The organism is Mycetocola zhadangensis, from assembly GCF_003668565.1.
In the GTDB taxonomy this organism is placed as follows: Bacteria; Actinomycetota; Actinomycetes; order Actinomycetales; family Microbacteriaceae; genus Mycetocola_A; species Mycetocola_A zhadangensis.
On sequence record NZ_RCWJ01000002.1, the window covers coordinates 726,354 to 752,570 of the forward strand.

Sequence of the window (26,217 nt, forward strand, 5' to 3'; positions counted from 1 at the left end):
CGTGGCGTGGGGGAATCAGGCTGTCGGTGTCTTGCGTTTGCGGAGGTCGAGCAGGCTCAGCACCAGCGCAATCACGAGCAGGGCAACGATGATGGTGGTCCCGCGACCAAAGGCCTCCCGGTAAACCTCCGTCGAGTCGTTCAGTCCCTGGCCGGCGTAGAGGGTGGCGAAGAAGGTACTCGACGCCACGGCGACACCGATGGCCGTTCCGACACGCTGGCCTACCTGCGCGACCGAGCCGGCAACGCCGCCCTGTGTGACGGGAACGTCCTGCAGCGTCAGGGTCTGGTTGGGGGAAATGACGAAACCGCCACCGGCTCCGGCGATGGTGAGCACGGCGGCCATCAGCCAGGGCAGCCACGCCTCTGACGCGTACGCACTGATCGGCAGCGTGGCCGCGATGCCGATTCCTGCGAGTGCGACTCCGAGGACGACGATTTTGCGGCCGTGCCTGTTGACGAGGCGACCACCGATCCACGAGGTCGCAGCGGAGGCGAGCGCGAATGGGATGGAGACCATGCCGGCGAACACGGCTTCGAGGCCGAGCCCCTGCTGGAGGAACAGGGTGACGATCAGGAACATTGCGGGGATCGCAGCGAAGTACGCCGTCGCGATGAGGATGCCGTTGCGATACGAGGCGAGCCGCAAAAGCCCGAAGTGCACAACCGGTGACTTACCGATGCGGAGGTAGCGGCGCTCCCACCAGACGAACGCGGCGGCAGCCAGAACGAAACCGACGAGCCAGTACCAGCGGTTCGGGTCGTCGGTCGGGCCGCCGGTGGTGAGCACGAACGGAAGCATGAGGCTGAACGTGGCGATGCCGAGCAACACGATGCCTGGAACGTCGAGGTTGCCGGTGCCGCCCTCGTGCGCCTGGTGTTTGGGCAGAAGGCGCCAGGCGAACCAGATTGCGATCAGGCCAAGCGGAATGTTCATCCAGAACAGCAGCCGCCAGCCGTTCTCCGGCCCCCCGATGCCGATCAGAAGGCCACCGATCGTCGGGCCGAACGCCGTCGAGAGGCCGATGGTCGCTCCGAAGAGGCCGAAAGCCTTACCGCGCTCCTGCCCCTGAAACAGCTGCTGGATCAGGCCGAGCACCTGCGGCATCTGGATGCCGGCTGCGACGCCCTGAAGGATGCGGCCGATCACCAACACCTCGATCGTCGGTGCCACAGCGCACAGCAGACTGGCCAGCATGAACGAGGTCAGTCCGATGAGGAACATGTTGCGTCGAGAACGCAAGTCGCCGAGGCGACCCGACGGCACGAGCGCGAGCCCGAATGCGAGCGCGTAACCGGCCACGATCAGTTGCAGTTCGGTTGCGCCGCCGCCGAGCGATTCCTCGATCGACGTCAGGCCGACGTTGACCTTGGACAGGTCGAGAATCGTCAGGCAGGCCACACCGGCGCACACCCAGAATGATTGCCACTTGACGCGGTCGGCGGGGGCGTCGTGAGGGGAAGTTTCAGACATCCCTCAGAACTTTACGCCGTGAGGCGGCGGAGCAATTCCCGGTAGCGGTCGGCGGTCTTGACGACTATGGCCTCCGGCAATTCGGGCGGTGTGCCGGTCTGGTCCCAGTTCGCCGCAAGCCAGTCGCGCACGATCTGCTTGTCGAAACTGGCCATACGCTCGGCCGGGGTGTTCGCTGAGGCGTACACCGTGGCATCCCAGTATCGAGAAGAATCAGAGGTGAGCACCTCGTCGGCCAGGGTGATCAGACCGGTAGAGCTGTCGCGACCGAACTCGAACTTGGTGTCGGCCAGGATCACACCACGCTTTTCAGCGAGAGCGGATGCCTCGGCGTAGATCGCGAGGGACAGGTCACGAAGTGCGGTGGCGTCGGTTTCACCCACCAGTTCGACACTCTGTTCGAACGAGATGTTCTCGTCGTGCTCACCCATCGGTGCCTTGTACGCCGGTGTGTAGAGCGGCTCGGGCAGCCGGTCGCCGTTTGAGAGACCCTCGGGCAGTGGGATCCCGCAGACGCTCTGCGATTCGAGGTATTCCTTCCAGCCGGAGCCGGTGAGGTAGCCGCGCACGACGCACTCGACAGGAAACATGTCGAGTTTTTTCACGAGCATGGCGCGACCGGCGAACGGTGCGGGAATCACCTCTGCGATTCCGTTCTCCGCGGTCAGCTCGTGGTCGGGAACCAGGTGGTTCGGCACGTTGAGCTGGTCGAACCACCACAGGCTCAGCGTTGTGAGCAGTTCGCCCTTGCCGGGGATGCCGGGGGAGAGGACGTGGTCGAACGCGCTGACCCGGTCGCTGGCGACAACGAGCAGGGCGTCGGATGCCGCGCCGTCGGCTCGCTCGTACAGGTCACGGACCTTGCCCGAGTAGACGTGTTTCCAGCCGGCCAGGTCTGTCGATTCGCTCACCCTCCCATTATCGCGGTCTGGGTGGCAGCGGACGATTCGGCGCAACTGAACCTGTGGCTGCCGGAGCTCACCTCGTACTCGGAGCCGTCGGGCAGGATGACCACTGCGCTCGTTCCCGTCGGCACGGTGACGTCCAGAACGAAGACGCCGTCGACGATCGACCAGGACGAAGAGAGTTCGCCGTACGGCGTCAGGTGCGTGGCGGATGCCGATGTGAGGTCGCCGCCGGGGCGCGGCTGAATGCGCGCGCGGCGGTATCCGGGTTCGGCCGCTGCCAGGCCTCCGACCACGCGGTGCATCCAGTCGGCCACTGCTCCGAGGGCATAGTGGTTGAACGATGTCATTTCGCCGGCGTTGACCGTGCCGTCTGGGAGCAGGCTGTCCCAGCGCTCCCAGATCGTGGTTCCGCCCTGCAACACCGTGTACAACCACGATGGGCATTCGCGTTCGAGAAGAAGGGCGTATGCGGTTTCGAGTGCACCACCGATCGTTAGCGCATCGGAGATCGCCGGTGTCCCAGCGAATCCGGTGGCGATTCGGTTGCCCGCCTCCGTGACGAGTTCAGCGAGACGGCGCTTCGCCGCGGTTGCTCGCTCGTCATCCGGCAGCAGCCCGAATGAGATGGCCAGGGCGTACGCCGTCTGAGCGTCACTCGTCATTCGTCCCGACGGTTCGAGATACGCGCCAATGAATGACTGACGGATGCCATCTGCCAGTTTCCCGAAACGGTCAGCGTCGGTCTCGCGGCCGAGTATCCGAGCGGTGTCAGCGAGCCGCCGTGTTGAATGTGCGAAGTACGCAGTCGCGACGAGGTAGCGGTCCGTTAGAGCATCGGCGGGATCGTGCGGCGGCGCAGCCGGGTCCAGCCAGTCGCCCAGTTGAAAGCCTTCGTTCCATAAGTGATCGGGGCCGGCGAGTCGATCGATGAGTTCAACCCACGCCTTGGCGCTCTCGTACTGCGTTTCGAGAATCTGAGCGTCACCGAACCGTTCGAAAAGTGTCCAGGGAGTGAGTACGGCGACGTCGCCCCAGACCGCTCCCGGCTGGATCGGGGTCCAGTGGTTCCCTCCTGGCACAACGGGGACGTACCACGGCACGGTTCCGTCGTCGAGTTGTTCGACGGCGACGTCTTTCAACCAGGATCCGAGCATGCCGGTGACGTCGTAGAGGAAGGAAGCGGTCGGTGCGAAGACCTGCAGGTCACCGGTCCATCCGAGCCGCTCATCACGCTGTGGGCAGTCGGTCGGGATGTCAACGAAGTTGCCGCGCATGCTCCACAGAACATTGTCGTGGAGCCTGTTCACCAGCGGATTCGATGTCTCAAACCAACCCGTGCGTTCCATATCGGAGTGATACACCTTGGCGATGACATCTCCCGTGGTGAGATCGCCCGGCCAGCCTGACACCTCGGCGTACCGAAACCCGTGGAGCGTGAAGCGCGGTTCCCACTCGGGAGGGCCGTCCCCGCTCAGCACGAACGTGTCGGTGGCGGCCGCCTGCCGAAGCGGACGCGTGTAAAGCTCACCGTCCTGCATCACCTCAGCGTGCCGCAGCGTGACGGTTGTGCCGCTCGGGCCATTGACCCGGATGCTCAACCGTCCGACGAGGTTCTGTCCGAAGTCGAGAAGGTACCTGCCGTCAGCGGTGCGCTCGACCGATGTCGGAAGCAGCTCCTCAGTGCATCGCACTGGTGGTCCTTCCGGCGCGACGAGCGTCGCCGGGTCCCTCTCGCCGACGACCACGGGCGTCCATCCGGTTCCCTGGAAATTCGGGCTTGACCAGCCGGGCTGCTCCTGTGTCGCGTCGTAGCTTTCGCCGTCGTACAGCCCCGAGAACAGAATTGGGCCAAATGACGCCTGCCAACTGGCATCCGTCGCCACCGTTTGACGCGTGCCGTCGGTGAACTCAATCTCAAGCTGGGCAATCAGTGACAGGTCGTCGCCGTACAGGTTGCGCGCACCGCCATTGAAACCGATCCGGCCGCGATACCAGCCGTCCGACAAGAAGGCTCCGATCGCGTTCGCGCCCTCCAGGAGGAGATCCGTGACGTCGTGGGTGTAATAACGAAGGCGCGAGCCATAGACGGTCCACCCAGGCGAGAGAATGTCGTCGCCTACGCGCGTTCCGTTGATTTCCGTCTCCTGCAGACCGTGGGCGGAAACGTAAAGACGAGCTCTCGCCACCGGAGCGGTGATCGAGAATTCCGACCGCACGGTCGACGGTCGACGGTCGCTGTCCGTGTCCTCATCCCACGCCGCCGAAACCGGTCGAGCAGTCCAATCGGAAGCGTTGAGAAGCCCTGCCTCGACAGTGGACGGGTCGCTCCATGCTGAGGCGGAACCATCGACACCGAACACCCGAACGCGCAACGTTGCACGCTCGCGCGAGATCAACGGCTCAGTCGGCCATGGCACCAGTATTTGCTCGCCGGACTCGATGCGCCCGGTTGTCGTGATTGTACCCGCGCGTTCAACTTCGAGCTCATATGCGGCCTGGGTCCAGCCGGGTTCCGCCGTGGTTTGCCAGGACAGGCGCGGTGAGGCAATCCCGATTCCGAGTGGGTCGCGAAGGTGTTCGAACCGAATGGCTCGGCTGATCTGAGCAGTCATGAAGCTGGTTAACCTTTCACAGAGCCGGCGGTGAGGCCCTTTTGCACACGTTGATTGAGGAAGAGGTAGATCACCAAAGTGCCGAAGACGTTGATGCAGATCGCGGCGAACAACGGACCGTAGTTGGTGCTGCCGTACTCGCCATTGAAGTTGAGAAGCCCCACCTGGATGGTTCTCAGATCGGTCGAGTTCGTGAAGGTCAGGGCGATGAGAAGGTCGTTCCAGATGAAGAAGAACTGGACGAGGGCCACCGTGAAGATCGCGTTCTTGATCATTGGCAGTCCGATTGAGAAGAACGAGCGCAGGATGTTGGCTCCGTCCAGGGTCGATGCCTCGAAGACTTCCCGCGGTACCGACCGGAAGTACGTGGCCATCATGAACACCGTCAGTGGGAGGCCCGTTGCGGTGTATGTGATGATCAGAGGCCACAGAGTGCCGGTCAACCCGGTCTGGAAGTACACGGTGAATAGCGGGAGCAGAATCATCTGACCCGGGACCATGATTCCGGTGAGGAACGCGAGAAGCACGCCGTTGCGGCCCTTCCAAACCATCACCTCGAGGGCGAAACCGGCAGCCGTCCCCATGACCAGCATGAGGAACAGGGCGGGGAATACCGCAAGGATGCTGTTTGTCGCGTACTGCGCGATGTTTCCGGTCGTCCAGGCATCGACGTAATTGTCGAAGTTGAAAGACGCGGGTAGAGACCAGACAGGCTCTTCCAGAAACTCTTTGTTGGTTTTGAACGAACCGAGGAGCAGCCAGACGAGCGGGTAGATTTCAACGATCAGGAGCAGAGCGACGATGATCGTCGTCGGCAGCTTTTTCAGCCAGCGGGCGCGCCGCGGGCGACGCTGAGCCGGCGCTTGCGGTCGGGCAGGCGCTGTGAGCGTCGAAGTAGACATGTGTCAGCCCTTCGTGAGGTCGCGACGCGAGGAACGGAAAATGAAGAGGGTGACCACGAGGCAGAGCAGGGTCAGCAGGAAGGCGATTGAGCTGCCATACCCGTATTCGCCGTAGGTGAACGAGGTCTGGAACATGTAGATCGTGAGCGGGCTCGTGCTCGTCCCAGGCCCACCATTGGTGAGCGCAAGGATGCTGTCGAAGACTTTGAGCGTTCCGTTGATGCTGAAAATGATGGATGACAACAGAACCGGGAGCGAGAGTGGGAGAACGATGTGTTGGACGAGGCGCCAACCGCTCGCACCATCGATTCGCGCCGACTCGAGTACGTCCTCGGGAATGTCAACGAGCCCCGCGTAGAGAAGGACCCCGTAGAAACCCATCGAGCGCCAGATGTCCATGATGGCGATCACAAGGAAAGCTGATCCCGAGCTGCCGAACCAGTCGACCGACTCCACTCCGAAAAGGTTGAGGAACTCGTTGACCAGGCCGTTCTGGGGAGCGATCTCGAACATCTTCTGGAACATGAGCGCTACAGCGACGGTAGGGAGTACCACCGGGAAGAACGCGAGGGTGCGGATGATGCCGGACGACTTTTTCAGCACAAAGACATAGAGCAGTGACAGCAGGTACCCGAAGAAGACCTGACCGACGGTGATGACGACGGCGTACCTGATGGTGAACCACAGCGCTTCGTGAACGCGGGCGTCCGTGAGCATTCGCGCGAAATTGTCGAGGCCAACGAAGGTGAAGCCGACGATGGCGTTGCCCTCGAAGAGTGTGTAGCCGAGCGACCACACAACCGGCACGAGCATCACGAGTGTGTAGACCAGCAATGCCGGGCCGATCAGGATGAGGATGGACTTTCTATCGCCCAGGACCTGTTTCATGGTGAGCCTTTGGGGTTTTTGGGGAGGAGGCGCGGGTGCGCGCCCCCTCCCGCGGAGTGAATACTAGAGATCGTTTTGAACGAGGGACATGAACTCCTCGGCAGAAAGATCGCCGGTGACCAGCTGCGCCGCGTTTGTCTGGCTGGTTGTCGTAGCCTTCGTGGTGAACAGGGCTTCAAACCAAAGCACGGTCTCGTCCGTAGCTCCGATGCGCTCCTGCACTTCCGCCGTCAGTGGCGGAATGTCCGCGACCGGGGTGTTGAGCTTGAAACCGGACACTCGCTGCTTCTCCGAAAGTGCGGTGCTTCCGTAGTTTTCCGAGATGCAGTCCAGCCAAGCCCCAACGTTGTCGTCGTAGCTCTTCGCGTTGAACGTCGCTGGGAGGCCGACGTTGGCTGCGAGCTGCGAGCTGTCGCCCTTGCCACCTTCAACCGAGGGGAACGGCATGAATCCGATGTTTTCCTCACCGATCTGGTTCCGCTCCGCGTCGGCAAAGTCGCTGAGCGTCCAGCTGCCCATGTAGTACATGGCCGCGCTGCCGTTCATGAACTGGTTGGCGGCTGTGTCGGCGTCGATTGACCCGACACCCTTCCCGAAGAAACCGGCGGCGCCGAGGTCGGCGATCGCCTGCGCGGCCTCAACGTACTCAGGATCGGTCAGCTTGGCGTCACCGTCCGCAACCTTTTGAAGTGCGTCGGGTCCGAGCGTTCGGAAGATGTAATTGCCGATGAGGCGGGTGATCGGCCAGCCCTGGTCACCGCTTGCCGAGAAAGCCGTCAGGCCGGCTGCATTGAAAGTTTCCGCCGCTGTCACCAGCTCGTCCCACGTCTCGGGGACGGTCACTCCGTTGTCGGCGAAGAGTAGCTTGTTGTACCAGATTCCTTCGATGTTGTACTCGAAGGGGAGAGCGTTGAACCCGCCATAGAGCGACTCGATGGTAGAGATTGCCGCCGGCTCGATGTTGTCAATCGCGTCGAGATCGGTCAGCGCTTTCTCGAAATCGAGGACATTGCCCGAATCTGCGAGTGTCTTCGTGAGCGCGGGAGCATTTCCCGCTGAGAACATCACAGGGAGCGCATTTTGCCCGGCCAGCAGTTGCAGGCGCTGGTCGAGATTGGTCTGCGGCACGGTTTCAAGGTCGAGCGGCAGGGTCTTGTTTTCGGCGGAGCACTGGTCATCGGAAAGCGTGGAGAGAACGTCGGGGATCTCCGTGTTTTCGGCGTTAGTCAGGACGCTGAATTCTTTAGGGGTTGAACTAGCGCCTCCGCCTCCGCCTCCGCAGCCGGTGAGGACAAGAGCGGTGATCCCGGCTCCTGCTGCTGCAGCCAATAAGCGACGGCTGCGCGTGGTCGTGATTGTCATCATTCCTCCTTGAATGGGCGCCCGTTTGGCGTATTGAAGCGCTTCAACGAACAAGCTAGTCTGTGACTAGAAAATCTGCAAGCGGAACTTTTATAACGATTCACGACGGTGACAGGGAGGTCGCTCTGACATGGTCGACGCACATCTGAGAGGCTCCGGCGCGCTCGTAGCGCCGGGAACAGCGAGTATGTCCGACGTCGCCAAGCGTGCTGGGGTGGCGCTCGGGACCGTATCCAACGTGCTGAATCGCCCGTCGATCGTTGCTCCGACGACACGGGCAAAGGTGCTCGCCGCAATAGACGAGCTCGGCTTCGTGAGAAATAATCTCGCCAGGTCCCTCGCGAACGGTCGCGCTGACACCCTTGGGTTTGTCATCGTCGACATCGGAAACTTCCTTTTCGTCGACATCGCTCGAGGTGCCCAGGAGGCGTCGGCCGATGCGGGAATGAAGTTGCTTCTCGCCAATAGTGACGTCAATTTCGAGAGCCAAAATGACTATCTTGACTGGTTCGACGAAGCGCGTGTTGGTGGTGTGCTTCTCGCTCCGCTCGATGGTCCTCTCGATGCCGCCCAGCGGGTGCGGAGTCACGGTCGTCCTGTCGTCACGGTGAACTGGCCAGGCGAAGAGGGGCAGTCGTGCGGCGTCACTGTCGACGAGGAGCACGGCGGGTTTATCGCAGCGTCGCACTTGCTCGAACGCGGTCGCACCCGCTTGTTATTCGCCGGCGGACCGCTCAGCCTTCATGCCGTCGCCGAGCGTCTCGCGGGTGCACGGCGTGCCGTTGCCGAATGGGGCAATGGCGCTACTCTTGAAGTGGCGGAAACCGAACGATTGACGATTCGAAGCGGCAGGGAGTTGGGCGCGGAGATCGCGGCCCGCCGCGCTTCTGATCGGCCCAGCGGAATTGTTTCGGCAGCGGACGCGCTCGCGGCTGGGTGTGTTCAAGCTCTGATGGCTTCCAACGTTCGCGTTCCCGAGGACGTGGCAATCATCGGTTACGACAACAACCACTTTGCGGCCGATTCGATTATCCCGATCTCTACCGTTGGCCAACCAGGCCATGAGATGGGTCGCATTGCTGCTGGCCTGTTGCTCGAGGAAATGGCAGGGGGAGAGCATGAGCACAGGACGGTGATTCTCGCTCCGGAGCTCTTCGAGCGGGCGAGCACGGCGCTCCCAGACTTCCGCTGACGATATCATTGGCGTCGATTTGCTTCCGAGCCCGGGGGTGGACGAGCCAATCCTGGGAGCCGAATGTCGACAGCGTGGGCAGGCAACAACTGGCAACTGATCGATCAGGATGGCCCGTTGACCATGGTCGGAGTGACCTTCGGTATCGGGCTGTTGAATGAACAGGTTGAATCGGCAGGGTCACTCTCAATCGCCTTGGCCGCGCTCACGAGTGAGCTGACCCGTCCCGTGGAGCTCGGCGCTGGTGAGACCTACGTCCCCGAAGGCCTCGTCGAACTTCACACGGACACTGTTTCCATCGCCATCCGAGGAAGCCTCGACGCCGTGTCAGCGTCTTGGCGGCGACTCCCGGTCCTGTTCACCGGGAGCATCGTGTCGGATGATGTGCTGCCGCTGCGACCCGAGCAGCCGGTGTGGCCAGCTGATCTGCTCGTTCGGACCGGGCGTAACGCCGCGACCCTCGCTCGATGGCAACTGACGGCTCCCGACGCACATGAGCGTGCCCGGCGGCTTCTCGCCGAGCTGAACCCCTCAACCGGTCATGTTCCGGTCGTGTTTTTCACCACAGACGAGTCGCTGGTCGGACTCGGATTCCCGGTGCAGCACGACGAGGGGACAGCCCCGGCGGCGACCTGGGCCGATGGCGCCCCGCGGCGGGGCGGTCGTACGAGCAATGACGGTGCTGGGAACTCGCGGAACCGTGCCGGTCTCCTGCCGCGACCCGAGGAGGACGTGTTGGCCTCGGCCCTGCTTCCCCGCTCAGCGGCGGGCGCCGTCGCCGCGGACCTCCTCCGTGCGCAGCTCAATGCAACCCCGGCCAACGGCAGGGCCGGTCTGACCGTTCGCGCCATCGTCGTTGGCCTCGGGGTCGAGTACTGCGTGTTCCTCCTTGCAGACCGAGTTCCTGACGAGAGAACACGTCGCTCAGTTCTGGGCGAATTCAGCAGGATGCTCGGTCTTGTCCCCGACCCCTGGATCGAGATCGCCCTGGCCGAATCCAGTCGAGTGCTGTCTCCTCGGCTGGAACGGGAACGCGCCCTCTTCGGGCTGGACCCCGTGCTTCCGGCGACGTCCGCCGATATCAAGCGGGCGATCACCGGCGCCGTTGAGACCCTTCACCTGGCGCTCGACCTCAGCGCCGCTGAGCTGGACAACGGTTCACGGCTCAACCTCGGCGGCGTCGCGGAAGACCTCAAGCCCCTCGAGAATTACTGGGCTCCCAACTTCGACGGCGAGCAGGAGTTCCACACTCTCGCCACCGATGACGTCCCCTCCACGTCGTTGATGGTCACCCCGAACAGCATTGTTGTTCCGGTCCGCCGCACCGGGAGTGAAGCCGGCCCCGCCGTTCAATGGGATGGTGTCGATACCTCTCGACTGCTCGCAAGGGTTGAAGATCCGGTCGGCACCGTGACGCTCATCGACGAGGCCATGAGAAACGTGTCCATCGCGCCCAACCAATTCGCGCACCCGGACAGGGTCATGCGGGCCGTCGAAGAGCACCTCACGGGAGTGGCGAGACTGTCGTTCCTCGGCGAAGTGCAGCTGCCGACCGCACCCCCTCCGGCACCTCGAGAAGGCCGGTCGCGCCGCCGCCGTGTCGCACCGGCAGATCGTCGACGCCGGGCCGGCGTATGGGCCGGATTGGCGGTGGCACTGGGTGCGGTTGTAGCCGTCAATGTGGTTCCCACCATCTTCGACACCACCGTCACGGAGGAGTTGACGTTCGGCGACACCGTGCGGCTCGCGAATGAGACGGAAATCACCGCGAGCCAGTTCGACGTATTCTTCCCTCGAGCTGAGCAGCCTGACTACATCGTCACCGCGATAGTCAACTTCTGCGCGGGCTCCGACAGCGACATGAGAGACCTCCCGCCGGAGGTTCAACGCACAGTTTCACCTGACGACTTCGCCTTGGTCAACGAGGACGGGACAGAGGGGCGACTGCTCGAGAGCGACGACCAGCTCAGCGAAGGCACCCTCGCCGCCGGCGAGTGCACCACGGGCGAGGTCGTCTTCATATCTAGCACGGTGTTCACTCCGCGGATCGTGTACACAAACTCCGCTGGAGACGAGGTCACCTGGCTCGAGTAGCCGAGCTCGCGGCGGAGGAGCGCACCTGACGGGCGTGAGCCGGGAGGTTTGCACGGGCACCTACCGTCGTAGGTCCTGTCGTAGATCCTCTTCAAGCTCGGTCGCGTCGCGGCCGGCTTGGACCGAGTCCGTTCGGGGCCATGCCCAGGCGGAGCGAAGGATGTAGGCCAGGATCAGCACCTCGATGCCAATGGAGAGGGCGTAGAAGGAGGCCCAGTCCCAGGATGCCCCTGCCGCGTTGAACACCATGAGCGGGATGCAGAGCGATGCAGCCGCGAGGTTCGTTGCACGGTTCACCCGGGCGGGCAGCGTCATGGAGAGCATGATCATCAGGGCCGGGATCCCGATGACCACCACGAAAATGGTCAACAATGTCCCGCTGATGTCAAACTCGAAGATGCGGCCACCCCGGATTTGATCGATGGCGCCGGGCTGGTAGAGGTGGAAGTAGTCGATGTATATGACGAAAAACATCAGGCTGGTCCAGGCTGCCGCGATCTTCCCCTGCACAGGAATCGGCGGGTTGTCGAGGGGTCTCGATGTTGTCGTTCGGATGGTCATCGGTTCGTCTTTCGAGAGGGGTGGGCCGACCGCCAAAGGGGCGGCGGGTTTGGGCGTGCATGCGCACGGGTTGGGTCGTTCTCGTGGGTCCGGTCGTCATATGGTGACGACGACCTTTCCTCGGGTGTGGCCGGCAGCGACGTAGCGGAGGGCGTCAGCTGCTTCTGCGAGGGGGTACGTGCGGTCGATGACGGGCTTGACCTGCCCGGTCGCGAGCATCTCCGCCAGAGTGAGCAGATCCTGGTGCGTCTCGACCGACAGGAAGGGCTTCAATCGCTGACGGGTGAACCCGGACAGCACGCGCGCTTTGATGTTCCGGCCGAGTGGGCCGAGCCAGCGTCCGCCGCGTCCGCTGTTGGGGATGAGGGTGCCGGTGGGCGTCAACGCTCGGCGGACAACCGCCAGGGGCTGGGCTTCCACGTTGTCGAGGATGACGTCGTAGCGCTTTTCGGTGCGGGTGAAGTCGGTCCTCGTGTAGTCAACGACGTGGTCGGCGCCGAGCGACCTGACCAGGTCGACGTTGTGGGTGCTGCACACGCCCGTCACCTCGGCACCAAGTGCCTTGGCGATCTGGATGGCGAAGGAGCCAACGCCGCCCGATGAGCCCGTGACCAGCACCGTCTGGCCCGGTTGAACGTTCGCGATTTTGCGTAGTGCCTGCAACGCCGTCATGGCCGACGTTGGTACTGCCGCCGCGCTCACGATCGAGAGGTTGGCGGGCACGGACACGAGGTTGCCGGCCGGGACGCACGCGTATTCGGCGAGCGTTCCCGTGGTGCTCCAGCCGAAAACCTCGTCGCCGGGGCGGAGCGCTGTGACATCCTTCCCGACCGCTGCCACCACACCAGCGAGGTCCCTGCCGGGGATGCCGAGGCGCGGCCGACGCAGCCCGAACGCCAGCCGCACCAGGTACGGCTCACCGGTCATGACGAAGTAGTCCCCGGGATGCACCGCTGCCGCGCCCACCTGGACGAGCACGTCGCCTCGACCGGGCAGCGGCAGCCCAATCTCGGACGACTCGAGTACCGATGGCGGGCCGTAGCGGCGCTGGACGGCGGCTCGCATCGTCGCCGCTCCGGCCGAACTCCGCCCGGGCGCGGAGCGTCCTCCGCCATTCTTTAGCTGTTCGATTCCCATGGAAGCCTCCTTGCATCCCCGCGGCGATTTCCGCCAACTCGTACGCTGTACTACGCACGTACACTGTACTATGACCGTACGCTGGACCATTGTCAAGCCGTTCGAGTAAGCAAGGAGATCAGTGTCTGCGAGGGAACAACGCGAGGCCGCGTCAGACGCGGGGCTCAGCAAGCAGCGAGTGGTGGCCGAGGCGGTCCGGCTGGCCGATCGCGAGGGGGTCGACGGGCTGAGCATGCGCCGACTGGCTGGCGCGCTCGGCGCGGGCGCGATGTCTCTCTACCACTACGTGGCGAACAAGGAAGAGTTGCTTGACGCCATGGTTGACATCGTGTTTGAGGAGATCGATCTCCCACGCAAAGATGCCGACTGGCAGTCGGCATTGCGACGTCGGGCGATATCTGCCAGACAGGTTCTTGCGCGCCACCCGTGGGCGATCGGTCTGATGGAGTCGCGGACATCGGCGGGGCCCGCGAACCTCCGACACCACGAAGCGGTCACCGCCTGCCTACGCAAGGCTGGCTTCCCGGTCTTGATGGCGACGCACGCCAACTGGTTGCTCGACAGCTACGTCTACGGTTTCGCTTTGCAGGAAACCAGCCTGCCGTTCGGCACCGCCGACGAGTTCGCGAACATGGCCGAGGCCGACTACCTGCCCCAGCTCCCCCACGATGAGTTCCCCTACCTCAACGAGTCTGCCCAAGCACTCCTCGCTGCCGGCTACGACCCGGCGGAGGAGTTTCTCTTCGGCCTTGACCTCGTTCTAGGCGCCCTCGAGCCCCTGCGAGTCTCCGCATAGCGATGCACTCGGGCCGTCGCGCGGCCCTCTGGACCGCCGTTCCGATCCATAACGCCGTGTCGTAGTGGGCTCGAGCGCATCTGATCGTGTGCGTGGCGAGCAGGGTACCTTGCGGCGCCGCTCGACGCGGCCGATCAGTCGGCGACGCGCGCCGCGATGTCCGTTCGGTACTGCGCACCCTCGAGCGAGACGTGGCCGAGCGCCTCGTACGCCCGGGCGCGAGCCTCGGCGAAGCCGTCCCCGAGCGCAACCACGCTGAGAACCCGGCCGCCCGTCGACACCAGTTCGTCGCCCCGTTTCGCGGTGGCGGCGTGGGCGATGTGGACGCCAGCGATGGCATCCGCCTGGCTTAGTCCCGAAATGGGCAGGCCAGTCACGGGAGCTGCCGGGTAGTTCTCGCTTGCCAGGACGACAGTGACAGCGGATGCCACGGCGAACGTCGGTCGGTCGAGCGTCGAGAGCGTTCCGGTTGCGGCCGCGTACAACAGGTCGGACAGGGGTGATTCGAGGCGAGGCAGGACGACCTGGGTCTCGGGGTCGCCGAACCGGGCGTTGAATTCGATCACGCGGATGCCGCGGTCGGTGTCGCTGTCGCGCTTCGAGGTGAGGATGAGGCCGGCATAGAGCAGGCCGATGAACGGGGTCTGCTCTTCGGCGAGCTGCTTCACAACGGGCTGGGCGATGGTTTCGAGCACCTCGGAGACGAACGCCTCTTCACTGCCGAATGCCTCGTCAAGCCACGGCAGGGGGGAGTACGCGCCCATGCCCCCGGTGTTCGGGCCCTCGTCGCCGTCGGAGAGGCGCTTGAAGTCCTGGGCGGGGGAGAGCGGAACAACTGTGTGGCCATCGCTTACGAAGAAGAGGGAAACCTCCTGGCCGTCGAGGAACTCCTCAACGAGAACGCTGCCCTGCTCGAGGTAGGTGCGCGCGTGATCGAGTGCGGCGTCGCGGTCCGTCGTGACGAGCACGCCCTTGCCAGCGGCGAGGCCATCGGCCTTCACGACGTACGGCGCACCGAACGCGTCGAGCGCTGCCTCTGCCTCGGCGAGGGTCGCTGCGCGGCTTGCACGGCCGGTCGGAACGTTTGCGACGTTCATGATGCGCTTAGCGAAGGTTTTCGAGCCCTCGAGCTGTGCAGCGGCCTTGCCCGGGCCGAAGACGGGAATGCCCTGCTCGCGAAGTTCGTCTGCAACACCGGCAACAAGAGGGGCCTCTGGTCCGATGACGACGAGTTCGACGGCCTCGGCGATCGCGTAGTTCGTTACAGCGGTCGGGTCGTTCGGGTCGAGCTCCACGGTGGGGACAGTTCCCGCGATGCCGGCGTTGCCCGGGGCGGCGACGATGTCGTGAGTGACGTCCTCTCCAACAAGTGACAGGATGATGGCGTGTTCGCGGGCACCGGAACCGAGGACAAGTATCTTCACGAGGACTAGCCTAGAGCGCATGGCACGTGCACGGATTTCTGATGACGTTGGGCGTGAGGCCGTCGACAAAGCGGTGCGTGAGGCGGCCCTTCGCGATGAGATTGCCACAGCTGTGCGGTACACCCTGCAGCTGCTCGCCGAACGGTCGGAGGGCAACACCCTCGAGGTGCGGGTTCCTCCCTTCGGTGCCGTCCAGTGCATCGAGGGTCCGCGTCACACGCGAGGCACTCCGCCGAACGTCATTGAGATGGACGCGGAAACGTGGCTCGCCCTCGCGACCGGGCGAATTTCATGGGCGGATGCCGCGACATCCGGAACCGTATTGGCTTCAGGACAGCGCGCAGACCTCACAGGCCACATCCCCGTGATGCGGCTGCCCTTCTCGTGATTCAGGCCGGCGGGCGGTCCGGTTCGCCGAGCGAACGTCGAGCGAGGAGCGTCGCACCTGCCGCTGCGGCGGGCATGGTGACGAGAGCACCAAGCGGCACGAGGAAGAGCAGGAACGCGGCGATGCCGAAACCGAGGGTTGTTGAGCGCTGAGCGCCGAGCGCTTTCCTGCGTTGTTTGAGCGGGAGCCCGCGTCGCTCGAACGCGACGGTCGACAGTTCGAGCGCGAGGAACCAGCCACCGGTGATCGCGCCGAACACCCAGGCAAGCACCGTGCCGATGAGCGGAACGAAGCCGAGCAGGAACAGGCCGAGTCCGATGGCGATTGTCAGCAGGAGGATCCGAAGCGACTCGCCGATGCCGCGCGCGATTGACGCAAGGATCGGGGCATCGACCTCGTTCGGAACGCCACCGAGTGACCCCTCAACACGCTCCGAAATTCGCTCGAAGAACGGCTGCCCGATCAGCAGGGTGATCGCCGTGTAGCTGTAGATGAAGATGAGAACGCCTGCGCCGACGAGTGCCGCCATCACGAGAATGCGGATGCCCGTTCGGTACACCTCGTCCCAGTTCTCGGCGAACGGGGTAAGAAGTGTGCCGAGGTTCTCCAGGTTGACGCCGAGCGCAACACCTGCCGCAACCAGGAGGACAAACGTGATCAGGCCGGGGATTGCCCCGATCAGCATGAGCCGCGGTGAGGTCACCCACAACCGGAACCCTCGACCGAGGAGGCGGACGCCCATCACAAAACCCGCCAGAAAACCGGGCTTCGTTCGTTCCATCGTCATGACCTCAGGGTAATGGCTCGGCAGCCGGGCCGATGAGCGCCCCGTCGCGACGGGCGGCCCCGGCTCAGATTCATGGGCGACAATGGAACCATGAACTCCGAGCCAGACCGGCCTGTAACACCCGCACGTTCGACAGGAGACCCGGCAACCGTCCAGGTTCGCCGCTCGCCTCGATACACGAACTTCATGCTTCTCGGCGCGCTCGTCGGTGCTCTTGCGGCGTTCGTGCTCACCCTCGCGTTCCCTGAGAACCCCGAGTTCGGGCGACTTCAGGTCTTCGGATTCCTGCTGCTTCTCTGCGTCCCCGTCGGCGTCGCGCTCTTCGGTTTGCTTGCCATCGTGCTTGACCGCGTCGTCGGGCGAAAGGTGCACAACGTGCGAGCCGATAAGGTGGAGGTGCACGAGGTGCGGGCCGACGAAACGGACGCCCGAACAGAGACCGAACTGCCGGCATCGAACACATCCTCCGAGCACAACCCCCCGCAACTTCCCCCCACGACAAACGAGGGCAACGCGTGAGCATGAACTCCCCGATCGACGACGCCTCAACGAGCTACCGAGAGGCCGGCGTTGATACCGCGGCGGGAGACCTTGCCGTCTCGCTGATGAAGTCGGCAGTCGCGAACACGCACGGGCCCGAAGTTTTGGGCGGCGTCGGCGGATTCGCCGGGCTCTTCGACGTTTCGTTCCTCACCTCGTACAAGCGACCGCTGCTCGCCACATCCACCGACGGTGTCGGCACGAAAGTCGCCATCGCCCAGGCCATCGACAAGCACGACACCATCGGCCAGGACCTCGTCGGCATGGTCGTCGATGACATCGTGGTCGTCGGTGCAAAGCCGCTGTTCATGACCGACTACATCGCCTGTGGCAAGGTCGTGCCCCAGCGCATCGCCGACATCGTCGCCGGTATCGCCCGCGCTTGCTCGGCAACTGGAACCGCGCTCGTCGGTGGCGAAACCGCTGAGCACCCCGGGCTCCTCGGCCCGGACGACTACGACGTCGCCGGAGCAGCCACCGGCGTGATCGAAGCAGACGACCTGCTCGGCGCGCACCTGGTTGAGGACGGCGACGCGATCATCGCCCTCGAATCCTCCGGACTGCACTCCAACGGCTACTCGCTCGTGCGCCACATCCTGGCCCAGCGAAAGATCTCCTTCACCGACACCTCGGCTGACCTCGGGGGTGTCGTCGGTGAAGTGCTCCTCGAGCCGACCCGCCTGTACACCTCGCCTCTTCTCGACCTCATCGGTCGTCACCCCGGCGCCATCCACTCGCTCTCCCACGTCACTGGGGGTGGTATCGCCGCCAACCTGGCGCGCGTGCTTCCCGTCGGCAGCTGGGCAGAGGTCGACCGCGCAAGCTGGTCACCCGCTCCCGTCTTCCGGGCGCTCAGCGACATGGCCGGCTCAACACTGGAGAGCGCTGAAGGAACCTGGAACCTCGGCATCGGCTTCTTTGCAATCGTGAAAGCGGATGCCGCTTCAGCGGTCATCGCTGACCTCACGTCCGGCGGCATCCCGGCCTGGCAAGCCGGAACAGTGCACATTGGTTCAAGGGACATCAGCGGTTTCGAGCAGGGAGCGAAGGGTGTCGATGGCGGCGCCGTTCGACTCGTCGGAAGCTACGCAAACTAACAACTCAGCAGTTCACACCACCGCAACGCAAGGAGCCCGCTAGGTATGTGCGGCATCGTCGGCATCGTTTCCCCTGAGCTCGTCAACCAGCAGGTCTATGACGCTCTTCTGCTGTTGCAACACCGTGGGCAGGACTCGACGGGCATCGCGACCGCCGACGGTCCGACCTTCCACATGCACAAGGCCAAGGGGCAGGTGCGCGAGGCGTTCCGCACTCGCGATATGCGCTCGCTGCTCGGAAAGATGGGTCTCGGCCACGTGCGTTACGCCACCAAGGGCGTCGCCGACAACGAGCAGGAAGCCCAGCCGTTCTATGTGAACGCTCCGTACGGCATCATCCTCGTGCACAACGGCAACCTCACGAACACTCGTGAACTGGCCGACGACCTCTTCCACATCGACCGTCGCCACGTGAACTCGACCAGCGACACCGAGATGCTGCTCAACGTGCTCGCTACCGAACTGCAGTCGCAGATCACCGGCCTCGAGCTCGACCCCGACCAGGTGTTCACCGCTGTGTCGCAGGTTCACGAGCGTGTTGAGGGGTCGTATGCCGCCATCGCCATGATCGCCGGGCACGGCCTTCTCGCATTCCGTGACCCGTATGGCATCCGTCCCCTCATCCTCGGCAAGCGCTCAGCCGGGCTGGTCGGCGAGGAGTGGATCGTGACGAGCGAGTCGCTCGTGCTCGAGAGCGCCGGCTACGACGTGGTTCGCGAGGTAGCGCCGGGCGAGGCCATCTTCATCACGACCTCGGGTGAAATGTACTCTCGCCAGTGCGCGAAGAATCCGCGCCTCGTCCCATGCTCATTCGAGTATGTCTACCTGGCTCGTCCAGACTCAGTCATGAACGGCATCTCCGTGTACGAGGCTCGCCTCCGCCTCGGTGACCGGCTGGCAACCACCATCGCCGAGCACACACCGATGGGTGACATCGACGTTGTCATGCCCATCCCCGACTCGTCCCGCCCTGCCGCCATGCAGGTCGCGCAGAAGCTCGGCATCGAATATCGCGAGGGTTTCTACAAGAACCGTTACGTCGGCCGCACATTCATCATGCCCGGCCAGGCCCAGCGTAAGAAGAGCGTCCGTCAGAAGCTGAATGCGATGTCGATGGAGTTCAAGGGCAAGAACATTCTCATCGTCGACGACTCCATCGTGCGCGGCACGACGTCGAAGGAGATCGTTGACATGGCTCGAGCGGCCGGCGCCAACAAGGTGACATTCACCTCGGCCGCGCCGCCCGTTCGTTACCCGCACGTCTACGGCATCAACATGCCGTCTCGCACGGAACTCGTTGCACACAACCGCAAGATTCCCGAGATCGCCCGTGAGCTCGGTGCCGACCGCCTCATCTACCAGGAGGTCGAAGACATGCAGCAGGCGATCATCCAGGGATCAAACGTCACCGAGCTCGAGATGAGCTGCTTCACCGGCGAATACGTCACCGGAAACGTCACCCCTGAGTACCTCGACTGGGTCGAGCGCAACCAGCTCTCCTAACCGTTTGAAGCGTCCGCGATGGCGCTCCGCGACTTGGCGTGTGCTGGATGCCACGTGGCCGCTAGCCCCGTGGCATCCGTCTGCGTGTAAATACGAGGCAATGCCCGGCGATGGGCGTTTCCCGCGCCGATCTGATCGGCCTGGTCGGCTCGAACCGTCACGATGATCGCCCCTCGAACGGGGCACGTCAAACGCTTCGCATTAACGCGCAAGCCTGTCAACCGCGGACAATGTTTTTTCGTGAATCTCTTACTTCGTGACAGAGTTTTGGAAGACGGGAGAGAGAGCAATGAGCATTTCACAGCGAAACACCGGGCGGCTGCACAGCCCATTCACCGAGGTTCGAGAAGAAGCGCGCGACCAGGTCCTGATGACCGTCGCCAGCGCCACCGGACTCATCTCGGTGGCCACAGCTGTGGTTACCGTCGCTCTCGGTTCCAGCTGGAACTAACGCCTCGAAACATCGCAACGAAAGCACCCCAATGACACTTCTTGACAACTCCGCACCGGCCCCAACCACATGGGCCCCGGCGACGGAGGAAGCACCTCGAACTCGCGCTGAGTGGCGACTCGCGGACACCGACTTCTGGGCGGCGTCCTATCGCGGCTACTTCGGTGGCACAATTGACAAGCAGGGTGATCACTACTTTGTCCGCGACACCTTCGCAAGTTACATCGGAGACTACTCCGATCTCGCGATGGCCCAACGGAGACTCGAAGATCACCTTGAGTCACTGCTCACGGAGCAGCGCGACCGGCCGTAGTCCCCGAACCAGCTCGGCTCGAGGGTGGCCGCGCGTTCCGTCCGCCACAATCGGAAAGGATGCGCCACGCATGCCCCTCAATGTCGTGCGACACGAATCCGAGCATTTGTATGCCCGGGAACCGCGGCGGGCGTTCGCCCGCGGAGCGATTCAGGCCGTTCTTCGCCTCCACCGGGCGGAAGAAGTCAGCATCGAGCGGGTACGTCAGGCATCCGGACTTGGTAAAAACGAGTTTCACGCGATGCGTTACCTGCTGCAGGCGCAGCGCGAGCAGCGCGAAATGGGTCCCAAGGACCTCATAGTGATGCTCGGTCTGTCGAGCGCCTCGGTGACGAAGATCGTCGACAACCTGGTCGAACTGGGCCACCTCAGTCGGTCACCGCACAAGACGGACCGCCGGGCCTGGATCCTGCAGCCGACCGAGGCCGGCGCCGAAAATATCGAGCGCTCCTATGGCAACTTTCACCAGTCGGTGGTTGAGGTGATGGAGGGACTGTCGCCAGCTGATGCCGCGACGGTTGAGAAGGTGCTGTCCGATGTGATCGAGCGGCTCGAGTCTGCCGACAGTAAGTAACGCCCTTCGGCATCAGGAGAAATCCCAGACTTACTCAATACCCTGAGGAGATGGTCTCCGAGAGCGAACTTCAACGCGAGATTGCCCTGGGCGAGAGCAAGGGCCGCCCGATCCGGCGGATGCTTCGACGCATCCGTTCCTGGATCGATACCCACCCACGGCTCCGCCTCAGCTATCGAATCGGAGTCGGCCTGCTCGGCGGACTCATCGCGCTGCTGGGCCTGATCCTCGTGCCGCTACCTGGCCCGGGATGGCTCGTGGTTTTTCTCGGCCTTGCGATACTCGGCACCGAGTTCGCCTGGGCGCACCGGCTCGCAGCCTTCGTCAAGCGTCAACTCGCCAGATTCTGGGCATGGTGGGATGCGCGCAAATCCATGCGCGCCGCTAGCTGACGACGAGTAGCCGACCGTCGGGTCAGGCTCGCTTGGGCTCGTCTGCCGCCTTGTATTCGTCGGCGTACTCGGCCCACTTCGCTGCCTCATCTGCATACGACTCGTCGTGCGCGTGCCCCGTGAGTTCGCGCTCAAGAGCGTCGTAGTTCACGTCGGGACTAAACGACTTCAGCTCACGTGCGATCTTCGTGTGCTTTGCCTTCTGACGGCCACGCCCCATGCGAGACCCCCTTACGAATTAGTAGCGAGGCGGTGGAGATCCGCCCTATGGTTTAAACCAACCAGGGAACGATAAAGACTAAATTCGATCTTAGCATGGCCCACCCTCAGCGCTGGCCGGTCAGGCGAGGATAAAGCCGATCGCGGCCAGCCCGATGCCGAGAACCAGATTCGCGCCGATCGACGCGGCCGCCGTTCTCCAGCGTCCCCTCTCGACCAGCTGAATCGCCTCAACGCTGAACGTCGAGAAGGTCGTCAGCCCACCGCACAACCCGGTGATGAGAATGAGCGACCATTCGCTCGACAGGTGCGACTGCGTGGCGAGACCGAGAAGCAGGCCGGCGAGAAACGACCCGATCGCATTCACCGCGAGAACCCCGAGCGGGAGCCTGCCCGTCGCGGCATCGTGGGGAAACAGCAGGGTGGTGAGATAACGCAGGACGGCGCCGATGGCACCGGCGCCGATAACGGCCGCAGCAAGCGCCGGGGTCATTCGGTGGTCCAGTCGGATGGTTCTACACCGCGCCCGAAGTGGTGTCCCAGTCGAATGCCGACGAAGGCAGCCCCGAGGCCGAGCACCAGTGAGGCGGCGAGGTGCACAGCGGCAAGTGCGAACTGTTCCGACGCGAGTTGAACAACGACGGCCGACGCGAGTGCAGAGAATGTGGTGAACGAGCCGAGCACGCCAGCACCCAATCCGGCACGGAGCCAGTCAGGTACGGCTGGCCTGACCCATACCGATCCGACCAGGAGGGCCAGAACAAACGAACCGATTACGTTGACGAGCAGAGTGCTGTACGGGAACGCGTCGTTCGGGCTGGCGAGAAGCGCATCTGCGGCCCACCGCAGCGCGGTGCCGACCAGGCCGCCGACGAAGACGGCAGCAAGGCGCATCAGCATGCCGCCAAGGTTATCTCCTCGGGTGGCTCACCCGTTCGCGTGTGCCTGGCCGCACCGGCTCGCCGCGCCTCTCCTGACCGGGCAGCGGTCGTGAGCGACGCCCATAAATTAGTTCAGACGAGTCCAGCAACCACGGGACGAGCGCGATGGTGACGCCGTGCACGAGCATCAGTTGCTGACGTATGCGGTTGGCGCGACGGTTGTGAAGGATGCTCTCCCACCAGTGGCCAACGATGTATTGAGGCAGGTACACGGTCACGACAGTTGGCCCGTGATTCTCGCGGTACTTCGCGATGTATCTGATGATCGGCACCGCGAAGTCCCGATAGGGCGACTCGAGAACAATGAGGGGAACGCGGATGTTCTGTTCCTGCCATTGTTGTTCCAGTCGTTGGGCCGTCTGCTCATCTGCGGCGATGTGGATGGCGACAATCGACTGGTGTCTGGCGGCGAGGGCGTAATCGAGCGCCTTGAGCGCCGGCTTCTGCATCTTGTTGATGAGAACAATGGCGTGATCACCATCGGCGCCGAAGGCAGTTGTTTCGTCGACCTCGATCTCTGTCTCGACGTCGCGGTAGTACCGGTTGACCCCGAGCATGAGTGTGTACAGGACGGGCATGAGCACAAAGACCAGCCAGGCGCCGTGCGTGAATTTCGTGATGGTCACCACAATGAGGACGACGGCGGTGAGCACGGCCCCTCCGGCGTTGACCACGAGTCCGCGCCACACCTCGGAGCGGTTGGTACAGCCGCCGCGAAGCAGACCCATCCAGTGCCGCACCATACCGGCTTGCCCAAGCGTGAATGAGACGAAGACGCCGATGATGTAGAGCTGAATCAGTTGGGTGAGGTTGGCCCGATAGACCACGAGGATGGCGCACGCGGCGAGGCCGAGCACAATCATGCCGTTGGAGAAGACGAGTCGGTCACCCCGCGTGTTGAGCGACTTCGGGGCGTAGGAATCACGGGCGAGAACCGCGCCGAGAAGCGGGAACCCATTGAAAGCCGTGTTGGCTGCGAGGAGCAGCACGCACGCTGTTGCCGCCTGAATGACGTAAAAGAGAACGCTGTTCGCTCCGAACACCGCGGTCGCGACTTGAGCGACGAGGCTCGGTTGAGGTGTCGTTTCGCAATTCTGGAACCCGATGAGGTGGCAAGCGTCCTCGGCGTAGTGCACCTGCGAGATGAGCGCGACAGCGGTGAGCCCGGCGAACAGGACGATGGCCGTCCCGCCCATCAACACGAGTGTCGCCTGCGCGTTCTTGACCTTCGGTCGTCGAAACGCCGGAACACCATTGGAAACTGCTTCGACGCCGGTGAGCGCACTGCATCCGCTCGAGAACGCGCGGAGGAGCAGGAGGATGAAGGCGGCCTGGCTGAGGTCTTCCCCTTCGACGGTGTACGCGGCGCTCGATGCTACGGGCGCGTCTCCAAAGGCGGTGCGGATGAGGCCGACGATGAGCATCAGGAGAACGCTCGCGATGAACAGATAGGTGGGCACGGCGAAGGCTTTTGACGACTCGCGCACACCGCGAAGGTTGACCGCCATGAGGATAACGACGAAGCCGACCGCCAGTTCAATCCGCCAGCCGTTCAGTGCCGGTAGCGCGGAGATGATGTTGTCGACACCGGATGCCACGGAGACCGCGACGGTGAGCACATAGTCGACCAGAAGCGCGGAGGCGACGACGAGCCCGGCCCTCTCGCCGAGATTTTTATGGGCGACCTCGTAGTCGCCACCACCTGACGGGTACGCCTTGACGAGCTGTCGGTAACTGGCAACCACGACGAGCAGCAGCAGGACGACGCAGGCGGCAACCCAGGGTGCGAAGCTCAGGAAGGCAAGCCCGCCGAGGGTCAGGATCATCAACAGTTCCTGGGGCGCGTACGCCACAGAGGACAACGCGTCACTGGCGAAGATAGGCAGCGCAAGTCGTTTGGAGAGCAGCTGGCCTTCAAGTTTTGCTGTGGGGAGAGGCTCACCGAGAAGAAGACGTTTGACCACTCGGTTGTCAGGCCCAGGTTCTTTGCCCTGATTCGTCACGAGCGAGAACACTACTCTTTCGGCTCCCGGAGTCAAGCGGGTCGCGAAGAGGAATCACGGCGCGCGGGAGTTGCACAAGAGCCAGTGGTCCTTCCTCGCGGACGGATCACTGGCTCTTGTGGATGAGGCTGGTCAGCCCTGCCTGCTGCTGAGGGCCGACCGGAAGCTGGCCTGCACGCGGTCGAGGTCATCCTTCAGTTGCCGCACGAGGCTGTCTGTCACTGTGCCGCCGTCCCCGACGTGTGAGCGGAGTTCGGTGCGCACAGCCTGCCGGAAGTCGGCGAGCACTGTGTCGGCGTCGTGAATCGCGACCCTGCTTGTGGTGCGCGGGTCGGGGGAGTCTGTCGATACGAACGGTGCACTGGTTGCGGATTGCTTGGCCTGGCGAGCGGCCGAGGCAAGGTCCGCTTTGAGGCTTCGCATCGCATCCGTTACCCCGGTGCGCACCTCGTCCGCGAGGCGGCGGACGGAGTCGGTGACCTCGAGTTCGATCGCGTCGAGATCGAGCCGTCGATTCTCAAGCTCCCGCCTGCCGGCCTCAGTGATCGAGTACACGGTCTTGCGGCCGTCGCTCTCCTTGGTGACCAGGCCGTCCTCCTCGAGCTTGCCGAGTCGGGGGTAAATCGTTCCCGCGCTCGGTGAGTACGTGCCGCCGAAGCGATCCGACAGCGCCTGGATCAGCTCGTAGCCGTGCTTGGGGCCTTCCGCGAGAAGGCTGAGCAGGTAAAGACGGAGGCTGCCGTGGCTGAAGACCGGGGTCATGCGTGACCTCCGGCGGTGAATGCGTTCACGTCGTCGTCGCCTTCGGGAGTGGATTGCGAATCGGAAGCCGTGGCATCCGTTTCGGATTGCGACCGCCGGATCACTGTGACGTTGCCCGACACCGAATTCGCGAGGACATCGGTGTAGAAATTGCCGTCACCCTCGGTGGTGCTTGAGAACCCTCGACCCCTGGTGCCCTTGATGACGGAACTGTCGAGCTGGAGCGTGCCGGACACCGTGTTGACCACGTACCGTGTGCCTGAGCTCGCATCGAGCCGTGCGGTGAGGCTGCCTGAGACGCTGTTGGTCGAGATTCTGTCGCACCGGCCGATAGCGTCAACGAAGACCGCGCCCGAGACGGTGTCGCTCGAAAATTTGGTGATCTTGCCAGACGCGGCGATGTCGCCTGAGACGCTGTGAGCGTTGATGGCGCCGGTGTGTGATTGCACGTTGATCTCGCCGGAGACGGCGTTGAGGTCGAGGTCTCCTGTGACGCCCTCGATCTGCAGCTCACCATTCACTGTCGAAAGGCGGGCGCTTGTCGAGAGGCCTGAGATGAGGGCGTTCGCCGAAACCATCCCGAAGGTCAGCGCGACCTTGCGCGGCACCAGCACGCTGATCTGCGCTTTGGCGGAGTTCTGGCCGAACGACTTGAAGACGTCGAGGAAGTTTTCCCAGCCCAACTGGGGGTGGTCGATCTCGAGGACGTCTCCGTCGATCGAAATTTTGAGGTCCTTGCCGGAGACCGAGTGAACCTCGACGCGGGCGCCCGGTTCGTCGTGGGCGAGGATGTCGATTTGTCCGCCGATGAGTCCCACTTTGAGCGACCGCACGAGTTCAACATCGATGACGCGTGACTCACCGGGGAGCACGATCCATTTTTCCAGTGCCATGTGAT

The 26,217-nt window shown here is 63.4% G+C and carries 27 protein-coding genes; 11 read left to right on the forward strand and 16 right to left on the reverse strand.

Annotated elements, in window-relative coordinates:
* Positions 1-15 precede the first annotated feature (15 nt).
* The 6 genes from D9V28_RS10040 to D9V28_RS10065 all read right to left on the reverse strand — a co-directional run bounded on the left by D9V28_RS10040 (position 16) and on the right by D9V28_RS10065 (position 8,148).
* Entirely contained in the window at positions 16-1,473 is a 1,458-nt protein-coding gene (locus D9V28_RS10040) for an MFS transporter (protein ID WP_121659547.1), read from the reverse strand.
* 11 nt (positions 1,474-1,484) lie between these two features.
* Positions 1,485-2,384 carry a phosphoribosylaminoimidazolesuccinocarboxamide synthase gene (locus tag D9V28_RS10045; protein WP_121659548.1) on the reverse strand — a complete coding sequence of 300 codons (900 nt, stop codon included), beginning with the start codon at positions 2,382-2,384 and terminating at the stop codon, positions 1,485-1,487.
* Positions 2,381-4,993: a glycoside hydrolase family 78 protein gene (locus D9V28_RS10050; protein WP_121659549.1), complete on the reverse strand. Its 2,613-nt coding sequence runs from the start codon at positions 4,991-4,993 to the stop codon at positions 2,381-2,383. Before D9V28_RS10050 ends, D9V28_RS10045 begins: the two co-directional genes overlap by 4 nt.
* An 8-nt stretch (positions 4,994-5,001) precedes the next feature.
* Complete coding sequence (locus D9V28_RS10055) at positions 5,002-5,895, reverse strand: carbohydrate ABC transporter permease (RefSeq protein ID WP_121659550.1); 894 nt, start codon at positions 5,893-5,895, stop codon at positions 5,002-5,004.
* Between the two features lie 3 nt (positions 5,896-5,898).
* Positions 5,899-6,783: a carbohydrate ABC transporter permease gene (locus D9V28_RS10060; protein WP_121659551.1), complete on the reverse strand. Its 885-nt coding sequence runs from the start codon at positions 6,781-6,783 to the stop codon at positions 5,899-5,901.
* 63 nt (positions 6,784-6,846) lie between these two features.
* A complete protein-coding gene (locus D9V28_RS10065; protein ID WP_229727808.1) occupies positions 6,847-8,148 on the reverse strand; it encodes an ABC transporter substrate-binding protein in 1,302 nt (433 codons plus the stop codon).
* A gap of 127 nt (positions 8,149-8,275) precedes the next feature.
* Between D9V28_RS10065 and D9V28_RS10070 the strand changes: the two genes are divergently transcribed.
* On the forward strand, positions 8,276-9,337 hold the full coding sequence (locus D9V28_RS10070) for a LacI family DNA-binding transcriptional regulator (RefSeq protein ID WP_229727807.1): 1,062 nt from the start codon (positions 8,276-8,278) through the stop codon (positions 9,335-9,337).
* A 63-nt stretch (positions 9,338-9,400) separates the two neighbouring features.
* On the forward strand, positions 9,401-11,431 hold the full coding sequence (locus tag D9V28_RS10075; RefSeq protein ID WP_121659554.1) for a hypothetical protein: 2,031 nt from the start codon (positions 9,401-9,403) through the stop codon (positions 11,429-11,431).
* A gap of 60 nt (positions 11,432-11,491) precedes the next feature.
* On the opposite strand, the gene D9V28_RS10080 is transcribed toward D9V28_RS10075, so the two are convergent.
* The gene (locus D9V28_RS10080; protein ID WP_121659555.1) at positions 11,492-11,992 is read right to left on the reverse strand and encodes a DUF6326 family protein; all 501 of its coding nucleotides are present in this window, start codon (positions 11,990-11,992) and stop codon (positions 11,492-11,494) included.
* A 96-nt stretch (positions 11,993-12,088) separates the two neighbouring features.
* Positions 12,089-13,129, reverse strand: coding sequence for an NAD(P)-dependent alcohol dehydrogenase (locus D9V28_RS10085; RefSeq protein WP_229727806.1), 1,041 nt, complete (start codon positions 13,127-13,129; stop codon positions 12,089-12,091).
* A gap of 121 nt (positions 13,130-13,250) precedes the next feature.
* Between D9V28_RS10085 and D9V28_RS10090 the strand changes: the two genes are divergently transcribed.
* Entirely contained in the window at positions 13,251-13,925 is a 675-nt protein-coding gene (locus D9V28_RS10090; protein ID WP_121659556.1) for a TetR/AcrR family transcriptional regulator, read from the forward strand.
* A 134-nt stretch (positions 13,926-14,059) separates the two neighbouring features.
* Here D9V28_RS10090 and purD read toward each other — a convergent pair whose 3' ends face one another.
* Entirely contained in the window at positions 14,060-15,349 is a 1,290-nt protein-coding gene (purD, locus tag D9V28_RS10095; RefSeq protein ID WP_121659557.1) for a phosphoribosylamine--glycine ligase, read from the reverse strand.
* A gap of 19 nt (positions 15,350-15,368) precedes the next feature.
* Here purD and D9V28_RS10100 point away from each other — a divergent pair, with 19 nt between their 5' ends.
* Positions 15,369-15,737, forward strand: coding sequence for a sterol carrier family protein (locus D9V28_RS10100; protein WP_121659558.1), 369 nt, complete (start codon positions 15,369-15,371; stop codon positions 15,735-15,737).
* A 1-nt stretch (position 15,738) separates the two neighbouring features.
* On the opposite strand, the gene D9V28_RS10105 is transcribed toward D9V28_RS10100, so the two are convergent.
* Positions 15,739-16,524: an EI24 domain-containing protein gene (locus D9V28_RS10105; protein WP_121659559.1), complete on the reverse strand. Its 786-nt coding sequence runs from the start codon at positions 16,522-16,524 to the stop codon at positions 15,739-15,741.
* 90 nt (positions 16,525-16,614) lie between these two features.
* On the opposite strand from D9V28_RS10105, the gene D9V28_RS10110 reads away from it, so the two are divergent.
* The 7 genes from D9V28_RS10110 (at position 16,615) to D9V28_RS10135 (ending at position 21,394) form a co-directional block, all read left to right on the forward strand.
* Positions 16,615-17,043 (forward strand): hypothetical protein, encoded by a 429-nt coding sequence (locus tag D9V28_RS10110; protein ID WP_183086487.1) that lies wholly within the window; start codon positions 16,615-16,617, stop codon positions 17,041-17,043.
* Positions 17,044-17,045: 2 nt separating this feature from the next.
* Positions 17,046-18,161: a phosphoribosylformylglycinamidine cyclo-ligase gene (gene purM, locus D9V28_RS10115; RefSeq protein WP_121659560.1), complete on the forward strand. Its 1,116-nt coding sequence runs from the start codon at positions 17,046-17,048 to the stop codon at positions 18,159-18,161.
* A gap of 45 nt (positions 18,162-18,206) precedes the next feature.
* Positions 18,207-19,664 (forward strand): amidophosphoribosyltransferase, encoded by a 1,458-nt coding sequence (gene purF / locus D9V28_RS10120; RefSeq protein ID WP_121659561.1) that lies wholly within the window; start codon positions 18,207-18,209, stop codon positions 19,662-19,664.
* A gap of 289 nt (positions 19,665-19,953) precedes the next feature.
* Positions 19,954-20,115, forward strand: a complete 162-nt coding sequence (locus D9V28_RS16110; RefSeq protein WP_183086488.1) for a hypothetical protein — start codon at positions 19,954-19,956, stop codon at positions 20,113-20,115.
* 31 nt (positions 20,116-20,146) lie between these two features.
* Positions 20,147-20,428, forward strand: a complete 282-nt coding sequence (locus tag D9V28_RS10125; RefSeq protein ID WP_121659562.1) for a hypothetical protein — start codon at positions 20,147-20,149, stop codon at positions 20,426-20,428.
* A gap of 70 nt (positions 20,429-20,498) precedes the next feature.
* Entirely contained in the window at positions 20,499-21,002 is a 504-nt protein-coding gene (locus D9V28_RS10130; RefSeq protein ID WP_121659563.1) for a MarR family winged helix-turn-helix transcriptional regulator, read from the forward strand.
* Between the two features lie 50 nt (positions 21,003-21,052).
* On the forward strand, positions 21,053-21,394 hold the full coding sequence (locus D9V28_RS10135; RefSeq protein WP_183086489.1) for a TIGR02611 family protein: 342 nt from the start codon (positions 21,053-21,055) through the stop codon (positions 21,392-21,394).
* Positions 21,395-21,416: 22 nt separating this feature from the next.
* Here the strand turns inward: D9V28_RS10135 and D9V28_RS10140 are convergent, their stop codons facing one another.
* The 6 genes from D9V28_RS10140 to D9V28_RS10165 form a co-directional block, all read right to left on the reverse strand.
* Positions 21,417-21,614 (reverse strand): DUF3073 domain-containing protein, encoded by a 198-nt coding sequence (locus D9V28_RS10140; protein ID WP_121659564.1) that lies wholly within the window; start codon positions 21,612-21,614, stop codon positions 21,417-21,419.
* Positions 21,615-21,734: 120 nt separating this feature from the next.
* Positions 21,735-22,106, reverse strand: coding sequence for a fluoride efflux transporter CrcB (gene crcB / locus D9V28_RS10145; RefSeq protein WP_121659565.1), 372 nt, complete (start codon positions 22,104-22,106; stop codon positions 21,735-21,737).
* On the reverse strand, positions 22,103-22,513 hold the full coding sequence (locus D9V28_RS10150; protein WP_121659566.1) for a fluoride efflux transporter FluC: 411 nt from the start codon (positions 22,511-22,513) through the stop codon (positions 22,103-22,105). The genes crcB and D9V28_RS10150 overlap by 4 nt, the downstream gene beginning before the upstream one ends.
* A gap of 10 nt (positions 22,514-22,523) precedes the next feature.
* A complete protein-coding gene (locus D9V28_RS10155) occupies positions 22,524-24,557 on the reverse strand; it encodes an APC family permease (protein ID WP_229727805.1) in 2,034 nt (677 codons plus the stop codon).
* A gap of 132 nt (positions 24,558-24,689) precedes the next feature.
* Positions 24,690-25,319, reverse strand: a complete 630-nt coding sequence (locus D9V28_RS10160) for a PadR family transcriptional regulator (protein ID WP_121659567.1) — start codon at positions 25,317-25,319, stop codon at positions 24,690-24,692.
* A complete protein-coding gene (locus D9V28_RS10165) occupies positions 25,316-26,212 on the reverse strand; it encodes a DUF4097 family beta strand repeat-containing protein (RefSeq protein ID WP_121659568.1) in 897 nt (298 codons plus the stop codon). Before D9V28_RS10165 ends, D9V28_RS10160 begins: the two co-directional genes overlap by 4 nt.
* Between the last annotated feature and the right edge of the window lie 5 nt (positions 26,213-26,217).

What these genes read in the sequence shown, in the direction of transcription:
- D9V28_RS10040 (WP_121659547.1), bottom strand. Translation starts at nt 1,473, where the DNA reads ATGTCTGAAACTTCCCCTCACGACGCCCCCGCCGACCGCGTCAAGTGG.
- D9V28_RS10050 (WP_121659549.1), bottom strand. Translation starts at nt 4,993, where the DNA reads ATGACTGCTCAGATCAGCCGAGCCATTCGGTTCGAACACCTTCGCGAC.
- D9V28_RS10055 (WP_121659550.1), bottom strand. Translation starts at nt 5,895, where the DNA reads ATGTCTACTTCGACGCTCACAGCGCCTGCCCGACCGCAAGCGCCGGCT.
- D9V28_RS10060 (WP_121659551.1), bottom strand. Translation starts at nt 6,783, where the DNA reads ATGAAACAGGTCCTGGGCGATAGAAAGTCCATCCTCATCCTGATCGGC.
- D9V28_RS10065 (WP_229727808.1), bottom strand. Translation starts at nt 8,148, where the DNA reads ATGATGACAATCACGACCACGCGCAGCCGTCGCTTATTGGCTGCAGCA.
- D9V28_RS10070 (WP_229727807.1), top strand. Translation starts at nt 8,276, where the DNA reads ATGGTCGACGCACATCTGAGAGGCTCCGGCGCGCTCGTAGCGCCGGGA.
- D9V28_RS10075 (WP_121659554.1), top strand. Translation starts at nt 9,401, where the DNA reads ATGTCGACAGCGTGGGCAGGCAACAACTGGCAACTGATCGATCAGGAT.
- D9V28_RS10080 (WP_121659555.1), bottom strand. Translation starts at nt 11,992, where the DNA reads ATGACCATCCGAACGACAACATCGAGACCCCTCGACAACCCGCCGATT.
- D9V28_RS10085 (WP_229727806.1), bottom strand. Translation starts at nt 13,129, where the DNA reads ATGGGAATCGAACAGCTAAAGAATGGCGGAGGACGCTCCGCGCCCGGG.
- D9V28_RS10100 (WP_121659558.1), top strand. Translation starts at nt 15,369, where the DNA reads ATGGCACGTGCACGGATTTCTGATGACGTTGGGCGTGAGGCCGTCGAC.
- D9V28_RS10105 (WP_121659559.1), bottom strand. Translation starts at nt 16,524, where the DNA reads ATGACGATGGAACGAACGAAGCCCGGTTTTCTGGCGGGTTTTGTGATG.
- D9V28_RS10110 (WP_183086487.1), top strand. Translation starts at nt 16,615, where the DNA reads ATGAACTCCGAGCCAGACCGGCCTGTAACACCCGCACGTTCGACAGGA.
- purM (WP_121659560.1), top strand. Translation starts at nt 17,046, where the DNA reads ATGAACTCCCCGATCGACGACGCCTCAACGAGCTACCGAGAGGCCGGC.
- purF (WP_121659561.1), top strand. Translation starts at nt 18,207, where the DNA reads ATGTGCGGCATCGTCGGCATCGTTTCCCCTGAGCTCGTCAACCAGCAG.
- D9V28_RS16110 (WP_183086488.1), top strand. Translation starts at nt 19,954, where the DNA reads ATGAGCATTTCACAGCGAAACACCGGGCGGCTGCACAGCCCATTCACC.
- D9V28_RS10125 (WP_121659562.1), top strand. Translation starts at nt 20,147, where the DNA reads ATGACACTTCTTGACAACTCCGCACCGGCCCCAACCACATGGGCCCCG.
- D9V28_RS10130 (WP_121659563.1), top strand. Translation starts at nt 20,499, where the DNA reads ATGCCCCTCAATGTCGTGCGACACGAATCCGAGCATTTGTATGCCCGG.
- D9V28_RS10135 (WP_183086489.1), top strand. Translation starts at nt 21,053, where the DNA reads ATGGTCTCCGAGAGCGAACTTCAACGCGAGATTGCCCTGGGCGAGAGC.
- D9V28_RS10140 (WP_121659564.1), bottom strand. Translation starts at nt 21,614, where the DNA reads ATGGGGCGTGGCCGTCAGAAGGCAAAGCACACGAAGATCGCACGTGAG.
- crcB (WP_121659565.1), bottom strand. Translation starts at nt 22,106, where the DNA reads ATGACCCCGGCGCTTGCTGCGGCCGTTATCGGCGCCGGTGCCATCGGC.
- D9V28_RS10150 (WP_121659566.1), bottom strand. Translation starts at nt 22,513, where the DNA reads ATGCTGATGCGCCTTGCTGCCGTCTTCGTCGGCGGCCTGGTCGGCACC.
- D9V28_RS10160 (WP_121659567.1), bottom strand. Translation starts at nt 25,319, where the DNA reads ATGACCCCGGTCTTCAGCCACGGCAGCCTCCGTCTTTACCTGCTCAGC.
- D9V28_RS10165 (WP_121659568.1), bottom strand. Translation starts at nt 26,212, where the DNA reads ATGGCACTGGAAAAATGGATCGTGCTCCCCGGTGAGTCACGCGTCATC.